The organism is Duganella sp. GW822-FHT06D06 (assembly GCF_058799615.1).
Genome location: NZ_JBXALQ010000022.1, coordinates 91,522 through 107,040 on the forward strand (window position 1 = coordinate 91,522; position 15,519 = coordinate 107,040).

17 protein-coding genes and 1 pseudogene are annotated in these 15,519 nt (G+C 66.2%); 4 read left to right on the forward strand and 14 right to left on the reverse strand.

Annotated features, from left to right (window positions below; genetic code table 11):
- Positions 1-45: 45 nt before the first annotated feature.
- Positions 46-204 (reverse strand): annotated as a pseudogene (locus AC1RMD_RS28075) (ATP-binding protein); the annotation flags it as partial.
- Positions 205-227: 23 nt separating this feature from the next.
- Here AC1RMD_RS28075 and AC1RMD_RS28080 point away from each other — a divergent pair.
- Positions 228-590, forward strand: coding sequence for a hypothetical protein (locus tag AC1RMD_RS28080; protein ID WP_492931590.1), 363 nt, complete (start codon positions 228-230; stop codon positions 588-590).
- On the opposite strand, the gene AC1RMD_RS28085 is transcribed toward AC1RMD_RS28080, so the two are convergent.
- Positions 529-1,200, reverse strand: a complete 672-nt coding sequence (locus AC1RMD_RS28085; protein ID WP_492931592.1) for a cache domain-containing protein — start codon at positions 1,198-1,200, stop codon at positions 529-531. The two genes, AC1RMD_RS28080 and AC1RMD_RS28085, sit on opposite strands and share 62 nt — an antisense overlap.
- 336 nt (positions 1,201-1,536) lie before the next feature.
- On the opposite strand from AC1RMD_RS28085, the gene AC1RMD_RS28090 reads away from it, so the two are divergent.
- Complete coding sequence (locus AC1RMD_RS28090; RefSeq protein ID WP_020706561.1) at positions 1,537-1,743, forward strand: hypothetical protein; 207 nt, start codon at positions 1,537-1,539, stop codon at positions 1,741-1,743.
- Positions 1,744-1,753: 10 nt separating this feature from the next.
- On the opposite strand, the gene AC1RMD_RS28095 is transcribed toward AC1RMD_RS28090, so the two are convergent.
- Both AC1RMD_RS28095 and AC1RMD_RS28100 read right to left on the reverse strand, forming a co-directional pair.
- Entirely contained in the window at positions 1,754-2,323 is a 570-nt protein-coding gene (locus AC1RMD_RS28095; RefSeq protein WP_492931594.1) for an Hpt domain-containing protein, read from the reverse strand.
- Complete coding sequence (locus AC1RMD_RS28100; RefSeq protein WP_492931596.1) at positions 2,320-3,291, reverse strand: CAP domain-containing protein; 972 nt, start codon at positions 3,289-3,291, stop codon at positions 2,320-2,322. The genes AC1RMD_RS28095 and AC1RMD_RS28100 overlap by 4 nt, the downstream gene beginning before the upstream one ends.
- Before the next feature lie 186 nt (positions 3,292-3,477).
- Between AC1RMD_RS28100 and pssA the strand changes: the two genes are divergently transcribed.
- Positions 3,478-4,233, forward strand: coding sequence for a CDP-diacylglycerol--serine O-phosphatidyltransferase (gene pssA, locus AC1RMD_RS28105; protein ID WP_492931628.1), 756 nt, complete (start codon positions 3,478-3,480; stop codon positions 4,231-4,233).
- 10 nt (positions 4,234-4,243) lie between these two features.
- Here the strand turns inward: pssA and AC1RMD_RS28110 are convergent, their stop codons facing one another.
- Complete coding sequence (locus tag AC1RMD_RS28110; RefSeq protein ID WP_492931598.1) at positions 4,244-5,170, reverse strand: aldo/keto reductase; 927 nt, start codon at positions 5,168-5,170, stop codon at positions 4,244-4,246.
- 206 nt (positions 5,171-5,376) lie between these two features.
- Between AC1RMD_RS28110 and AC1RMD_RS28115 the strand changes: the two genes are divergently transcribed.
- Entirely contained in the window at positions 5,377-6,672 is a 1,296-nt protein-coding gene (locus AC1RMD_RS28115; protein ID WP_492931600.1) for an EAL and HDOD domain-containing protein, read from the forward strand.
- A 95-nt stretch (positions 6,673-6,767) separates the two neighbouring features.
- Here the strand turns inward: AC1RMD_RS28115 and AC1RMD_RS28120 are convergent, their stop codons facing one another.
- From AC1RMD_RS28120 to AC1RMD_RS28160, 9 genes are all read right to left on the reverse strand, one after another.
- Positions 6,768-7,913, reverse strand: a complete 1,146-nt coding sequence (locus tag AC1RMD_RS28120; RefSeq protein WP_492931602.1) for a D-alanyl-D-alanine carboxypeptidase family protein — start codon at positions 7,911-7,913, stop codon at positions 6,768-6,770.
- A 48-nt stretch (positions 7,914-7,961) separates the two neighbouring features.
- Positions 7,962-8,627, reverse strand: a complete 666-nt coding sequence (locus tag AC1RMD_RS28125) for an alpha/beta hydrolase (RefSeq protein ID WP_492931604.1) — start codon at positions 8,625-8,627, stop codon at positions 7,962-7,964.
- Positions 8,628-8,643: 16 nt separating this feature from the next.
- Positions 8,644-8,961, reverse strand: coding sequence for a (2Fe-2S) ferredoxin domain-containing protein (locus AC1RMD_RS28130; protein WP_492931606.1), 318 nt, complete (start codon positions 8,959-8,961; stop codon positions 8,644-8,646).
- A gap of 51 nt (positions 8,962-9,012) precedes the next feature.
- Positions 9,013-10,167, reverse strand: a complete 1,155-nt coding sequence (locus tag AC1RMD_RS28135; RefSeq protein ID WP_492931630.1) for a VanZ family protein — start codon at positions 10,165-10,167, stop codon at positions 9,013-9,015.
- Positions 10,168-10,169: 2 nt separating this feature from the next.
- Positions 10,170-10,772 (reverse strand): ABC-type transport auxiliary lipoprotein family protein, encoded by a 603-nt coding sequence (locus AC1RMD_RS28140; protein ID WP_492931608.1) that lies wholly within the window; start codon positions 10,770-10,772, stop codon positions 10,170-10,172.
- 11 nt (positions 10,773-10,783) lie between these two features.
- The gene (locus AC1RMD_RS28145) at positions 10,784-11,722 is read right to left on the reverse strand and encodes an MlaD family protein (protein ID WP_492931610.1); all 939 of its coding nucleotides are present in this window, start codon (positions 11,720-11,722) and stop codon (positions 10,784-10,786) included.
- Positions 11,722-12,579, reverse strand: a complete 858-nt coding sequence (locus tag AC1RMD_RS28150; RefSeq protein WP_492931612.1) for an ABC transporter ATP-binding protein — start codon at positions 12,577-12,579, stop codon at positions 11,722-11,724. Before AC1RMD_RS28150 ends, AC1RMD_RS28145 begins: the two co-directional genes overlap by 1 nt.
- Complete coding sequence (locus AC1RMD_RS28155) at positions 12,579-13,706, reverse strand: MlaE family ABC transporter permease (RefSeq protein WP_492931614.1); 1,128 nt, start codon at positions 13,704-13,706, stop codon at positions 12,579-12,581. The genes AC1RMD_RS28150 and AC1RMD_RS28155 overlap by 1 nt, the downstream gene beginning before the upstream one ends.
- A 68-nt stretch (positions 13,707-13,774) precedes the next feature.
- Complete coding sequence (locus AC1RMD_RS28160; RefSeq protein WP_492931616.1) at positions 13,775-15,247, reverse strand: B12-binding domain-containing radical SAM protein; 1,473 nt, start codon at positions 15,245-15,247, stop codon at positions 13,775-13,777.
- Positions 15,248-15,519 lie beyond the last annotated feature (272 nt).

Consider the following 15,519-nt stretch of genomic DNA (forward strand, 5'->3'; position numbering starts at 1 on the left):
GCGGCGCCGCGGCCGCCCTTTCCAGGCCTCGGCCATGCGGTGGCCGACTGGCAGCGTCACGCGGGAGGTGCTGCCCCGGCCCGGTGTGCTCTGCACGTCGATGTGGCCGTGGTGGTTTTGCACGATGCCGTACGACAGCGACAGCCCCAGCCCGGTGCCCTTGCCGATCGGCCGGGTGGTGTAGAAGGGGGCGAAGATGCGCGCCTGTCCTCGCTGTGGCTGAGGGTGTGCTGGACGGCGGCGCGGTCGTCCGGATGCACCTTGGCCAGCAGGTCGGCCAAGGTCAGCGCTGGTTCCGGCGCGAAGCCGAACAGCGCGCGCCACTGCTCCGAGCACCAGAGGTTCGGCTCGCGCAGCTCGCGGGTCCAGATGCCCAGGTGGGCGGCCTTGGCCGCCAGCGCCAGGCGCTGCTCGCTTTCGCGCGTGTCGGCGTGGGCCTGCCGCACGCTGAGCGCGGCGTCGCGCAGGGCATGGCCCAGCTCATTGGCTTCGCGGAAGTGCAGGCCAGCGTGCGGTACAGGCTGGCCGTCAGCTGCTCGCGCGGAATGCCCAGCACGGCGCTCCAGCCGGTGCGGGTCGAGCGGCTGTAGACCACGTACACGTCCTGTCCGTCCAGCGTGCGCGTCTCCATGCCGGATTCGCTGGCGCTGGCCAGCTGCCGGCGCAGCGCGGCGCTGACCTGGCGGCCGGCGTAGAGGTCCTGGTCGCGCGAGCGGGTGACCACCCGGCCTTCGGTGTCGAGCACGCTGGCGCGCCAGTTGGCCGGCCGCTGGCCAGGATCCGTTGCAGCAGCGGCGCCCGCCCCAGCTTGGGCAGCGGCGCGCCGTAGGGGCGGCGGGTCGACAGCAGCAGGCTGCCGTCGGCATCGAGCAGGACGATGCTGTCGGCGCCCAGCTGCTCGACCAGGCCGGCGGCGCGCTGATGGAAGCCGCGCAAGTCCTGGTTGCGCAGCATGTGCGAAGTGCTCAGCGTTTGCAGCGCCAGCTGGGTGCTGGCGATGTCGCGGTCGGTAGCGGTGATGATGGCGCGGGCGCGGCTGACGGTGTGCTCGATCAGCTGCGCCCGTTCCCGCTGGTAGAAATGGACGATCAGGAAGGCGGTCACGGCGGCCACTGGCAGGATGCAAGCGATGGCCAGCAGCGCAAGACTGGCGCGCACGCCGGGAGCGTGGTGCCGGGTCGGGGCGGGCGCGGAAGTCATGGATCGCTGGGGGCTTTATCGGCGGCGTCGGGACGGCGGGAGTGCCGGTCGATGGTGATCGAGTTTGCCCCGAGAGCGCCGGCAAGTCACGATAAATCGTGGCCGGATGTTGCCTGCCGGACTCACTATCATGGTTGACTTTTCCATTAATAAATTTTTCTTCATTCTACGGCGCTGGCGCTGCGGCTGGACGGCCACGGTTTTGGGCTTTTGACGCATGGGGCCGCTACGCCGAACCTGCTATCATGATTTGGTTGAGAATTCTCATACATCGGATATTCCGCTGAAGTAATCTTGCAAACGTGGACCTGAGCACTGCCTGGAAAGGAGGCGATCGTGGAACCGACACAAGAGAGCGTACCGGATGATGGCGCCGGCGCTGCGCCGTCCGCCACGGCGCCGCCCGCGCCCGCGCGCACCCGGCAGACGCTGCCGCCCAAGGGCGCCTGCTGGTATTGCGACAAACCGTTGGACAATGTGCGCCGCTTCTGCGACAAGGAGTGCGCCGACGCCTTCGACGAGGAAAAGGAATATACCCGCTGAGTTCCAGCGCTTAGCCCGGCCCGGCGCGCAGCTGGGCCAGCGCCGTCTCGAAATCGAACTGGTGGGCCGCGCTCGTCACTTGCGCGAAGCGCGCCACGCCCAGCGCGCCGGCCAGCAGCGTGGCCGACTGTTCCAGCACATCGATCGCCGCCCCGTCGCCTTCCTCCAGCAGCCGCGCCAGATGCCGCAGCAGCATGCGCGCGTCCGGCGCCGGCGCGGCCGCGGCGGGCTGCTCGTCGGCCGCGGGTGCGGCCGACAACAGCGTGGCGATCGCCTGCAGCAACTGCGCCAGCGCCTGTTCCAGCGGCGCCAGCGGCGCGGCGCAGGACGCCGCCTCCAGTGCGGCCGCCAGCCGCTGCACCTGCTGCGCGCCTATCATGCCGGCCGCGCCCTTGACGGTGTGGACGATGCGCAGCGCGCCGGCCTGGTCGCCGGCCGCCAGCGCCGCGCCCACCTCGGCCGCGGCCGCGTGGTAGCGCTGCTGGAAGCGGCGCAGGATGTTCAGGTACAGCCGGTAGTCGCCCATCAGCTGTTGCAGGCCGCTGGCGACGTGCAGCACGGCGTCGGCGGGCGCGTTCATCGGGTGGTGAACGACCAGTTGCGCGTCACCGCCACGCCGGCCACCACGCCGCGGAAGCTGACGTCGTAGACGGTGGCGCTCTTGAGCGGCGCCAGCGGCACGATGGCGGCGGCCGTCTCGGGCGTCTGGGCGTCGGCGGCGTGGCTGAGCAGGCGCGCCTCCAGCGCGGCGCCGCCGCGCGGCGCCACCGTGAAGCTTTGCACCGTCACGCCGACGCCGATGCGGACGGTGTCGGCGTGGACGCTGATCGGATAGCCGACCTCGTTGCGTCCCGGCACCGGGTCGGGCGATTCGCTGTCGCTGAAGAAGTTGACCGGCACCCCGGCCTGGTTGGCGGCCGGGTAGTTGACGATGCGGCCGGCGCCCAGGCCGGCGCCGTAGCCGCCGACGGCGGTCAGGTCGGCGGTGAAATAGGTGTAGCTGGCGCTGGTGGTGGCGGCGCCGGTGCCGATTTCCTTGAACACCGGCTCGAACATCACGAAGCGGTGGTAGATCGCGGTGATCAATTCCTCCGCCTGGTAAAAGCCGGACGGGTTGCTGGTGGCGGAAATCACTTCGCCGATCGCATACGGCTGCGGCACCTGGTAGCCGGCGCCGCTCAGGCGGTTGAGCAGGGTGACGCCGGTGAAGCCGGGCAGGCCGGGCGTCTGCTCGTGGCTGACGGTGTTGTTCAGGCGCAGGTAGTTGGAATGGTTTTGGGCGGCGGCGTCGACGCTGGCGTTGCGCGCCAGGATGGACAGGCCCAGCAGCGCGCGCCGGTAGTTGATCCAGTTGTAGCCGTCGAGCGCGGTGTTGCCGCTGTAGCTGGGCGCGCCCGGCGCCTGGGTCAGGTCGGGCGGCGCGACGCTGGCGCTGCCGCTGGTGGCGGCGCCGCCGCCACCGCCGCCGCAAGCGGACAAAAGCAGACTCAACAGCGGGGCCAGCAGCAAGGCGGACAGCGCGGGCGCGCGGCGACGGTGGGTCATCATGGAAACTCCTGTGCAGTGTGCCGCCGGGCCGTGGCCGGCTGTTGCAATTTTATGCCAGATTTCAGTCCGGCAGCACCCGGTATGAACAAGGAGGGCGCCGGGTTAAAATGGTAAGCTTGCCGTTTGCTGCGAACTGCGGCGTTTTTTGCGATTGCCCCCAATTTGAAGCCATTACACCATGCGCGCGTGCAGCGCGCCAAGTTCGCCCTGCCCAGCCTGGTCACCCTGATGTCGATCGCCTGCGGCTTCGGCAGCATCGTGATCTCGGTCGACAACGCCCTGGTCGGGTCGGCCGACGACTACCGGCTGGCCGCCGTGCTGCTGGTGCTGGCCGGGGTGTTCGACGCGCTCGACGGCCTGGTGGCGCGCGCCACCAACACCGCCTCCGCCTTCGGCATGCAGCTCGACTCGCTGGCCGACATGATGAACTTCGGCTGCGCGCCGGCCTTGCTGTTGTATTGTTACGGCTTCGTGCAGCTGGGCGTGGACCATCCGACCCTGCTGCGGATCGGCGGCATCGCCAGTTTCTTTTTCGTCGCCTGCGGCGCGCTGCGGCTGGCGCGCTTCAATGTGAATGTCGGCCGTACCGATCCGCGCTATTTCGTCGGCATGCCGAGCACGGCGGGCGCGGCCTGCGTGGCCTCGGTGGTGGTGGCGTGGCCCGACCCGGCGGCCTCGGTGCCGCATGGCGGCCTGATCGTCGCGCTGCTGTTCGTGGTGGGCGCGCTGATGGTGACCACCGTGCGCTTCCCCAGCTCCAAGCAAAAGAAAAGCAAGGCCGCGCTGCTGCTGCTGGTGGTCAACCTGGGCTTGCTGGCCTGGCTGCAGGCGATGTACTTCGCGCTGTTCTTCGCCGTCTACATCGCCGGCACGCTGGCGCTGAACCTGGCGTGGCGGCGGGGCTGGCGCGGCATCGCGCCGCCGCTGGTCTATGCAGATTGAGGCGTAGAACTCAAGCGACTTCGTGACCGCGCGCCGCGCGCAGGATCGCGAACCACTGGCTGCGGCTCAGGCTGAACTGGGTCGCCTCCACCGCCTCGGCCACCGCCTGGATGCGGCCCGAGCCGGTCAACGGCAGCGGCCGGCTCGGCAGCTGCATAATCCACGCCAACACCACGCTGCCGAACGGGCGCCGCAGTTCGTCGGCCACCTGCTGGATCGCCGCCCGCACGCGGCTGCCGTCGGCGTCGTCGCGGCTGAACAGGCGGCCGCCGGCCAGCGGCGACCAGATCATCGGCGCCACGCCCTGGTCTTGCAGACCGTCGAAGGTTTGATCGAACAGCGGCGCCATGCACAGCGGCGAGAACTCGACCTGGTTGGTCGCCAGCGGGATGCGGCGGTGCAGGCATTCGAACTGGTGGCGGCTGAAGTTGGACACGCCGAAGTGCTTGACCTTGCCGGCCCGGCGCAGCTGCTCGAAGGCGCCGGCGATCTGGTCGAAATCCATCAGCGGGTCGGGGCGGTGGATCAGCAGCAGGTCCAGGTGGTCGGTGCCCAGTTGGCGCAGCGACTGCTCGGCCGAGGCGATGATGTGGCTGGCGCTGGTGTCATAGTGCTGGATGGTGTGCGCCGGACGCGCCTCGTTGACCAGCTTGATGCCGCACTTGCTCACCAGCTGCATGCGCGCGCGCAGCGACGGTTGCAGCGCCAGCGCCTCGCCGAACAGCGCCTCGACGCCGTAGCCGCCGTAAATGTCGGCATGATCGAAACTGGTGACGCCCAGGGCCAGGCATTGCTCGAGGAAGCCGAGCCGTTGCTGCGGCGTCAGCTTCCATTCATTCATGCGCCACATGCCGGCCACGATGCGCGACAGGGTCAGCCCGTCTTTGCTGGTGGCGACGGCGGGGCAGGACAAGTCGTTCGGCGGGGCGTAGCTCATGGTCGCACTTTCTGGGGGAGGGGAGTGACGGAGATTATAGCGGCAAGCTTGTACTTTAGTTACGCGGACCTGTGTTTGTCCGGCAATGAATTTTTCGGCGAGGGCGATTTTCGTCCGGTTTTTCATTGTATGATCGAAATTAATATTCGGTGATGGAGGGTAAGCAAGTGGGCTTCTTATCGTTTCTAAAAACCAAACCGGAACCCGTGCCCGCCGCGGCCGTCGCGCCCGCCAAGGCGGCGCCCGTGCCCGCCCCTGCGGCCGACCCCGAAGGCGATCCCGAGGCGATCGTGGTGCGTACCGAGATCGTCGACGAGCGCCACCGCCTGTGCGGCTACCGTTTTTCCGTGCCCTTCGGCGGCAACCGCGCGCCGCTGCCGGAGCCGGTGCTGATCGAGACCCTGGTCGCGGCCCGGCTGCCGCAGTTCGCCCAGAACCGCATCGCGCTGGTGCAGCTGAGCATGGACGCGGTGATCTTCAAGCGCCATGCGCCGCTGGTGGCGCCGCACACCATATTCATGCTCGACCGCAAGGGCGTCGGCCTGCCGGTGGAGCAGATCGCCGGCCGCATGACGGCGCTGCGCGAGACCGGCTGCAAGGTGGCGCTGCGCGGCGTGTCGCTGGACCCGGCCGACGCGCCGCTGCTGGCGGTGTGCGACGTCGCCATGCTGTCGCTGGGCGAGCATACGCTGGCCGACTTCCAGTCCCTGATCAAGCAGTTGCGCATGCGCTATCCCGACATGAAGCTGGCGGTCGACGGCGTCGAAACGTGGGACGAACAGCGCATGTGCATGTCGTGGGGCTGCAATTACTTCATGGGCCACTTCCTGACCACCAGCGACAAGGTGGACCCGGACGCCAAGGTCGACCAGAGCCGCATGACCTCGATCGAGCTGCTCAACCTGCTGCGCACCGACGCCGAACTGCCGGCGATGATCGAGGTGGCCAAGCGCGATCCCGGCATGACCTACCAGGTGCTGCAATGGGCCAACGCGCCGAGCAACGGCCAGACCACCAAGGTGACCAGCTTGCAGCAAGCGTTCATGGTGCTGGGGCGCAATCAGCTGTACCGGGGCTTGACGGTGTCGATGTTCCGCCTGGGCGGCGGCGCCAACCAGGCGCGCGATGAGTCGCTGCTGGAAGTGGCGCTGACGCGCGCGCGCTTCCTGGAGACCTGCAGCAAGCTGCCGCAGGCCCAGCGCGACGAGTTGTTCCTGGTGGGATTGCTGTCGTTGTTCGACGTCCTGCTGGGCGTGCCGATGGCCAACCTGGTCGACAAGATGCATCTGTCGGACGATATCCGCGACGTGTTGCTCAACAGTGATGGGGTCTACGGACCGTATCTGACGATCGTGCTGCTGCTCGAACGCGACAAGGTCGATCGGGCGCTGGAGATCGCCGAGAAGGAGGGACTGGATATGGATGGCCTGGGCATGGTCGGCCAGGCGGCCTTCAAATGGGCGCAGGAATCGATCCAGCACACCCACGCCAACGACGACTAACAGCGGGGGTCAAGTCTGACATTCGGACACGGGCTCTGCCGTAACCTGCGTTATGGCAGAGCCCGTGTCCGAATGTCAGACTTGACCCCCGGGGTTTACTTCAGCCAGAGGCGGATCGAATCCCAGGCGCGGCCGAAGATCGAGGCTTGATCGACGGTTTCCAGCGCCACCACCGGCAATTCCAGTAGCGGCTTGCCGTCCACCATCATCTTCAGCGAACCGACGCGGCTGTTCTCGGCCAGCGGCGCGACCAGCGGGTCTTTGCGCTCCAGCAGCGGCTTCATCTTGGCTGCCACGCCTTTCGGCACCGTCACCAGCACGTCGTTGGCGAAGCCGATCTTGACCACGCCCTTGGAACCCTTCCAGATCTCCGGCGTGGCGATGGCCTGGCCCTTGGAGTACAGCTTGACCGTGTCGAAGTTCTGGAAGCCCCAGTTCAGCAGCTTCTGGCTTTCCTGCGTGCGCGACTGGTCGGACGAGGTGCCCAGCACCACCGACACCAGGCGGCGCTCGCCGGCGCCGTTCGGACGGTGCGCCGAGGCGATCATGCAGTAGCCGGCCGCTTCGGTGTGGCCGGTCTTCATGCCGTCGACGGTCGGATCGAGCCACAGCAGGCGGTTGCGGTTGGGCTGGGTGATCTTGTTGTAGGTGAAGCTCTTGACCGAATCGATCTTGTAGAACTCCGGGAAGTCCAGGATCACGCGCTTGGCCAGCACCGACAGGTCTTGCGCGGTCGAATAGTTCTCCGGACTCGGCAGGCCGTGCGGGTTGGCGAAGCGGGTGTTGGTCAGCCCCATGCGCTGGGCTTCCTTGTTCATCATCACCACGAAGGCGGACTCGTCGCCGGCGACCGCTTCGGCCAGCGCCACCGCGGCGTCGTTGCCCGACTGCACCATCAGGCCGTACAGCAGGTCGTTGATGCTGACCGGCGTGGCCGGGTCGATGAACATCTTGGAGCTGCTGGCATCGACCTTCCACGCCTTGGTGGAGACGTTGACCATCTGTTTCAGGTCAATTTTCTTGTCGCGCAGCGCGCCGAAGGTGACGTAGGCCGTCATGATCTTGGTCAGCGAGGCCGGTTCGATGCGGGCGTTCGGGTCTTGCGAGGCGATGATCTGGCCGCTGGTGGCGTCCAGCAGCAGCCAGGATTTGGCGGCGATGGTCGGCGGCGGCAGGGTTTGGGCGACGGCGGCGGACATCAACATCACACTGGTGGCCAGTGCCGCGATAATTTTTTTCATGGGTTGCTTTATTCGGTAAAAAGTTAAAGGCGCAGCGATTATAGGACCTTAGTCGGCCGCTGCGGTGTCCGTTTCCGTCTCGGCAACATCGGCGCCGCGCTGCCAGAGCTGCGTCACCCAGCTCTTGATGTGCTGGAGTTTGCGGTGGAAGAAGTGGTCGGCGCCGGGGATCACGATGACCGCTATGTCCTGCGGACGCAGCCAGTCCAGCACGTCGATCAGCGGGATGGTGTCGTCGTTTTCGCCGTGGATCAGGATGGTGTCGGCCGGGATCGCGGCCATGTCCCACTTCTTGGCGGCGGCGCCGACCAGCACCAGGCGCTCGGCCGGCGTGCCGGCGGCGGCCAGGCGCGGCGCCAGCTGCGCTTGCACGAAGGTGCCGAACGAGAAGCCCGCCAGCGCCACCGGCAGGCCCGGATATCTTGCCGTCATCCAGGCGTGCAGCGCGGCCATGTCGTCGGTCTCGCCGATGCCGTGGTCATGCACGCCCTCCGAGGCGCCGACGCCGCGGAAGTTGATGCGCGCCACCACGTAGCCCAGGTTGACGAAGGTGCGCGCCAAGGTGACGGCGACCTTGTTGTCCATGGTGCCGCCGTACAGCGGATGCGGATGGGCCACCAGCGCGATGCCGCGCGGCGCTTCCTTCGGGTAGTCGAGCACGCCTTCCATTTGGCCGGCGCCGCCGGCCAGGGTGAATTTTTCGTTCTTGTTCATGAGCTGTAGAGTGGGTTCAGATTTTGAGACGGTCGACGACCTTGCCCTGCACCAGGTGGGTGTCGATGATTTCATCGATGTCGCTGGTGTCGACGTAGGTGTACCAGGTGCCTTCCGGATAGACCACCAGCACCGGGCCTTCTTCGCAACGGTCCAGGCAGCCCGCCTGGTTGATGCGGACCTGGCCCTGGCCGTTGATGTTGAGTTCCTTGCAGCGCTTCTTGGCGTGCTTTTGCGCGGTTTCCGCGCCGTGGTCGCCGCAGCTGTTGCGGCCGTCGTCACGCTTGTTCATGCAGAAAAAGACGTGGTGTTTGAAATAGGGTGTATCGCTCATCGCTGTGTCTCGGGGGTATGGGTAGCCGCTATGATACCCGCTAACCCTTAGTCAGGGCTTATTGAGCTTGTGAGAAGGCAGCCACAGGAACCAGACCGCGAAGAAGGGCCACAGCAAGGTCAGGAACTGCGCCGCGCCGTTGAAGTTGAGGAACTTGCCCTGCACCCAGGTCTGCAAGGTGGCGACGAAATACGGGTTGGCCGGGGTGGTGTTGACGATCACCAGGCTCAGCAGCAGGGTGGTGACGGCCAGCCGCCGCTGCGCCACGTGCGGCGCGAACGCCAGGCCGGCCAGCATGATGGCGCCGATCAGGAAACCGCCCTCGGCGCCCGGCGTGACCCAGACAAAGGCGTTTTCCGGCGAGAACAGCAGCGCCGTCGCCAGTGCCTTGACGACGATGGCGGAACCTATCATGGCGATCACCAGCAGGCCGCGCGGGGCCGGCTTGCGCAGCAGGCACAGCAGCGTCAGCGCCGCGCCCACCATGCCGCAGGCGGTGATGATGGTTTCGGACAGCCAGTATTGCTCCACCGTCAGGATGGCGTCCGGCCGCACGTAGCTGGCCAGGTCGATCTCGCTGTCGAGCAGCTGCGACAGCCATTCCGACAGAATCGGCAGCAGCTGGCCCAGGCCGAACAGAAAGCTTTGCGGGTACATCTGCGCCAGCGGCCACAGCGCCAGCAGCACCAGGCCCTGGCTGGCGTGCGGCGCGAACCAGGCCTGGCGCAGGCGCTGCAGCTGGCTCTGGTCCAGCAGGCGGCGCACGGTCAGCACGCCGATCACCGCGCCCAGCGCGCCGCCGGCGGCGTTGGTGTAGAAGTCCAGGTTGGAGGACACGCGGCTGGGCAGGTAGGTCTGCACGCCCTCCATCAGGCCCGAGATCAGCACGCCGCCGGCGGCGGCCATCAGCCAGGCCGCCATGCCCTTGAAACGCGGGTACAGCGAGTAGACGATCAGCGTCCCCAGCGGCAGGTAGCCGACCACGTTGATGATGGCGTCGAACTTGGTCCAGTAGCGCGGCATGCTGGTGTTTTCCAGGAAGATCAGCGGCGACAATCCCTGGTTGTGCCAGCCCGAGAACGGGAACCAGCTGGCGTAGATGATCAGCAGCACATAGGCCAGCAGCGCCGCCCGCGTGAACGGCGACGGCTTGCTGGCCGGCTCCGGCGCTGGCGGAGGCGGCTTGACGGTGGTGGTCTCCGCCATGCCTACCGCGGCGGCAGCGCCGTCAGCCATGCCAGCACATCGGCGGTGACGGCGTCGGTGGCGGCGGCCAGCGCGTGGGCGCCGCCGGCGGCGTCCGGGCTCGGGGCCGGGCTGCTGCGGGTGAAGGTCTTCTGGTCCACCAGCCTGTGGCTGCGGAACAGCGAGGCGCGCAGGCTGATGGTGCCGGCGCTGCTGGTGGCGCTGTCGAAGTTCTGCGCGAAGTCGTTGACCTCCATGCGCAGCACGGTGGGACTGGCGGCGGCGTCGGTGGTCGACAGCACCTTGACGCCGGCCTGCGCGATGCGCGCCTTCATGCGCTGGGTCATCAGCTGGAACGGCGTGGCGGTCCACTGGTTGTGGGCGTAGGGGCGCGACTGGCGGGCGTCGGCGTACAGCAGGCGGTATTGCATGCGCTCGGTGTCCAGCGCGGCGGGGCCGACGATATCGGCCACGATGAGCGCGCCGATGTTGGCGCCGGTTGCTGCCTGCGCCTGCGGCAGCGGGCCGAAATCGTACTGCGCGGTCGACTGGCCCTTGCTGGCGCAGGCGCCCAGCAGCGCGCCGATGGCGGCGACGAGGATGGCGTTGCGGATGGCGGTGGTCATCTCAGTGATCCTTATTTGGACGAGGCGGTAAAGCCTTCTTCGCCGGGACCCGGCGGCGTGCCGGGCGAACCGAAGATCAGGCTTTGCGGACGGTCGTTAATCTTGTTCATGGTCTTGCGCAGCGCGCGCATCGAGGCCTTGGTGTCGTCGGACAGCGAGTTCACCTGCGGCAGCGTGTCGAGTTCGATGCCGCCGGCCACCGCCTCCACCGAGCCGCCGATGCGGTCGGCGGTGGCGGCGATGCGGGCGATCGGGCCGTCCGGCGCCTGCAGGGTTTTGACCAGACGGTCGGAATCGTTGGCCAGCGTGTTGAAGGAGCTCAGTGTGCGCTGCGTCTGTTCGGCCAGCGCCGGCAGCTTGGCGATGGTCGGTTCCAGCTTGGCCGGCAGTTCGCGGTAGGCGTTGGCGGTGGCGCTGACGTCGGCGAAGGCGCCGAGGATGGTCTTCTGGTTTTCAGGGCTGAGCAGATTATTGAGTTTGCGCGTCACTTCCTCGGACTGGGTCAGGATTTCCTTGCCGCGCTTTTCCAGCTGGTCGAAGAAGCCGGCGCGCAGCGGTATGCGGGCCGGGTTGTCGCTGTTGGTGGCCAGCAGCGGCGAGCCGACCTTGTCGTCGTCCAGCTGGATGAAGGCGATGCCGGTCACGCCCTGGTAGCCCAGCGTGGCGAAGGTGGTCTTGGTGATCGGCGCGTCGGTGTTGATGTTGAGGGTGACCAGGATCTGGCCGGCCATCTTGGGATCGAAGGCGATGCCGGCGACCTTGCCCACTTCCAGGCCGCGGTAGCGCACCGGCGCCTGCGGGTTCAGGCCCGGCACCGACTGCGCGGTGGCGATGACGTAGGGCGCGCGTTCGACGCGGTCGCGGTTGAACCACAGGCCGAACAGGATGGCCGCGATCAGCAGCGTGAGCGTGAAGAAGCCGGTGGTGAGTGCGTGGGATCTGTTTTCCATCAGTGGGACTCCGTATTGGTTTTTTCGTCCAGCGCTTCCAGCGCGCGGCGGCCGCGGTCGCCGAGGAAGAACTCCTTGATGAACGGGTGATCGATGTTCAGCAGGTCGCGCAGCGGGCCAAGCGCGATCACGTGTTTTTCGGCCAGCACGGCGATGCGGGTCGACAGCGCGAACAGCGTGTCGAGATCGTGGGTGACCATCACCACCGTCAGCCCCAGCTCGCGGTGCAGCGATTTGATCAGCGAGACGAAGGCTTCCGACAGGTCGGGATCGAGGCCGGCGGTCGGCTCGTCGAGGAACAGCAGCTTGGGTTCGAGCGCCAGCGCGCGCGCCAGCGCCACGCGCTTGACCATGCCGCCGGACAGGTCGGACGGCATCTTGTTCGCGTGTTCGGGGCCCAGGCCCACCATGTTCATCTTCAACAGCACGGCGTCGAGGATCAGGTCTTCGGGCAGCGTGTGCAGCTCGCGCATCGGCTGGGCGATGTTGTCGAACACGGTCAGCGCCGAATACAGCGCGCCCTGCTGGAACAGCATGCCCCAGTGATTGCGCAGCTGCTGCAATTGTTCGGAGCCGACTTCGCTGATGTCTTCGCCGAACACGCGCACGCAGCCGCGCGCCGGCGTCTCCAGGCCCAGCATCTGGCGCAGCAGCGTGGTCTTGCCGGTGCCGGAGCCGCCGACGATGGACAGGATCTCGCCCGGTTCGATCTCCAGGTTCAAATCCTGGTGGACCACGGTGCGGCCGTACTTGGTCCACAGGCCGGTGATCTCGACGATCGGGCCGCTGCCGTCGAGCGTCAGTTCGCCGCTGCCGGGGCCGCAGGATTTTTCGGGGACGAGCGCGTGACTGACCATCAGAACCCCACGCCGCTGAAGACGATCGCGAACACGGCGTCGGCCAGGATCACCGCGGTGATCGCGGTGACCACCGAGGTGGTGGTGCCGCGTCCCAGGCTTTCCGTGTTCGGTTTGATGCGCAGGCCGAAATGGCAGGACACCAGCGCGATCAGGATGCCGAACACCACGCCCTTGCCCAGGCCTATCATGTAGTTCGCCAGCGGCACCGCGTCCGGCAGCTTGAGGATGAAGTACTGCGGCGACAGATTCAGTTCGACCTTGGCCGACACCATGCCGCCCAACAGCGCGATGGTGTCGGTCCAGATCACCAGCAGCGGCATGGCGATGGCCAGGGCCAGCACCTTCGGCATGATCAGGCGGAAGCCGTGCGAGATGCCCATCACCAGCATGGCGTCGAGTTCCTCGGTTACGCGCATCACGCCCAGTTGCGCGGTGATGGAGGAGCCGGAGCGGCCGGCCACCAGGATCGCCGCCAGCAGCGGGCCCAGTTCGCGGATGATGCTCATGCCGAGCAGGTTGACCAGGAAGATGTCGCCGCCGAAGTTGCGCAGCTGTTGCGCCGACAGATAGGAGAACACCACGCCGATCAGGAAGCCGACCAGCGCCGTGATGCCCAGCGCCTGGAAGCCGGCATGGAAGATGTTCGCGGAGATTTCCTTCCACGGTCCGCGCATGGGCGCGCGCGCGAAGCGCCAGAATTCCTGCACGACCTGGCCGATCAGCGTGGTCAGCGCGATCAGGTGCTCGATGAACAGCAGCATCGCGAAGCCGAGTTTCATCACCCAGGTCAGGCGCTGCGCGCGCGGGCGCGGCAGTTCGAGCTTGCCGGTGGTTTCGAGCCGGCTGAAGAATTCTTCCTGGCCGGGCGCCAGTTGCAGCTCGGCGGGGCGGGTCTTGCCCCAGGCGTTCCACAGTAGTTGGGCGCCGATGTGGTCCATGCTGTCGATCGCCGTCAAATCCCATTTGACGTTGTCGGCCTTGAGGGTCTTGATCAGCGCCGTGATGGTGGCCATGGTGCGGCCCTGCGCCAGCGCGTGCACTTGCCACGTGCCGCCTGCGGCGACCGAAGGCCCCTTGGCGGCACCGGGATTGAGAGTGAGTGTGGGCTCTTTGGCAATAGGCATTTCGTCAGTTTAAGGGAGTTTCGCCCCGGCGGCTACCAATGGATGTGCAGCGGGACGGGCTACCCCGCTCAGGCGGCCAGCCTGCGGGCCTGGCGCTTGGGCGCCGGCGTCTCGACCGGTTTCGGCTTGGCGCCCGCATAATCGCTGGCCAACAGCGCTTCGGCGGCGTCCTTGTCCATGCCCTGGCTTTGCAGGTATTTGCACACCATCGCCACCAGGCGCTCCAGCGCGATGCGGTGGGTGGCGTCGGTATTGGCGTACAACCAGTCGGCAAACGCCATGAATCGGCCGAAGGCGTCGTCGCCCAGCAGCACCGGCAGCGTGTGGCCGAAGCGGCCGGAGTTGGCCACCAGGTCCCAATAGCGGGCGAAGCGCACCAGCCGTTGCATGGTCGGGAAGTCGATGTCGCGGTTGGCGAGGATGGTGTACGGCGCGTACGGCTCGAACACCAGGCCGAATTCCTGGGTGTGGCGGATGATGGGCGTGCCGCGCAGGCGCTTGAGGATGCCGAACTGGATCTCGTGCGGATTCAAGGCCCACAGCTTGTTGAAGCCGGCGGCGAAGCTCTCCACCGTTTCGCCGGGCAGGCCGGCGATCAGGTCCACGTGCATGTGGGCGTTGGAATGGTCGGTCAGCCAGCGGATGTTGTCGGCGGCCTTCTGGTTGTCCTGCTTGCGGCTGACCAGCGTCTGCACCGCCGGGTTGAAGCTCTGGATGCCGATCTCGAATTGCAGCGCGCCATGCGGGAATTTGCTGATGCCCTCTTTCAGTGCGTCCGGCAGGTGGTCCGGCACCAGCTCGAAGTGGGCGTAGACCGGATCGTCCGGGTTGGCTTCCAGCTTATCGAGGAAGAACTGCATGATCTTCAGGCTGGTCTTGATATTCAGGTTGAAGGTGCGGTCGACGAACTTGAACAGCCGCGCGCCGCGTGCGTGCAGTGACTCCATCTCCGCCAGGAAGTTATCCAGTGCGAACGGCCACGCCGTCTTGTCCAGGGCAGACAGGCAGAACTCGCACTTGAACGGGCAGCCGCGCGAGGCTTCCACATAGATGGTGCGGTGTTTGATGTCGTCGTCGGTGTACAGCGAGTAGGGCAGCTTGATCTCGGCCATCGGCGGCTGCACGCCGGCGTGGACCTTCATCAGCGGCTTGGGGCCGTGAATGATCTCGCCGCACAGCTTGGGGAAGGTGACGTCGCCCCAGCCGGTAATCAGGTAATCGGCCAGCTTGACGATTTCCTGCTCATTCGATTCGTAGGACACTTCCGGCCCGCCCAGAACCACCACCACATGCGGCGCCACGCGCTTGAGCATGGCGACGACTTTGGTGGTTTCCTCGACGTTCCATATATAGATGCCGAAACCGACGATCTGCGGCGCATGCGCCAGGATGCGTTCGACGATCTCGGTGGTCTTCGCGCCGATGACGAATTCCTGCAAGCGGGTCTGCCCCTGCAGCTCTCCCATATTCGCTAATAGATAGCGCAGTCCCAGCGAGGCGTGGGTGTAGCGGGCGTTGAGAGTAGTGAGCAGAATGGACATGACGTACTTATGTTTCGGTGAAACCGCTATTTTACCCTTGCCAGCGTGGATGCCCTTTGCTATAGTTCGCCTCCCCGCAAAACGCAGCATGTAAATGCAGCGAAGAGCGGAGAAAAAGAAGGTTGACGAAATGCTGAAAACGCCTCATAATCTTCCTTCTTCGCAACTGACAAACACAACGCTTTGTCAACGGTTGCAAGCAGTACCGAATAAGTTCTTTAAAAATTTACAGTCGATAAGTGTGGACGTTTGATGAAAGTGCACAGCAGGCT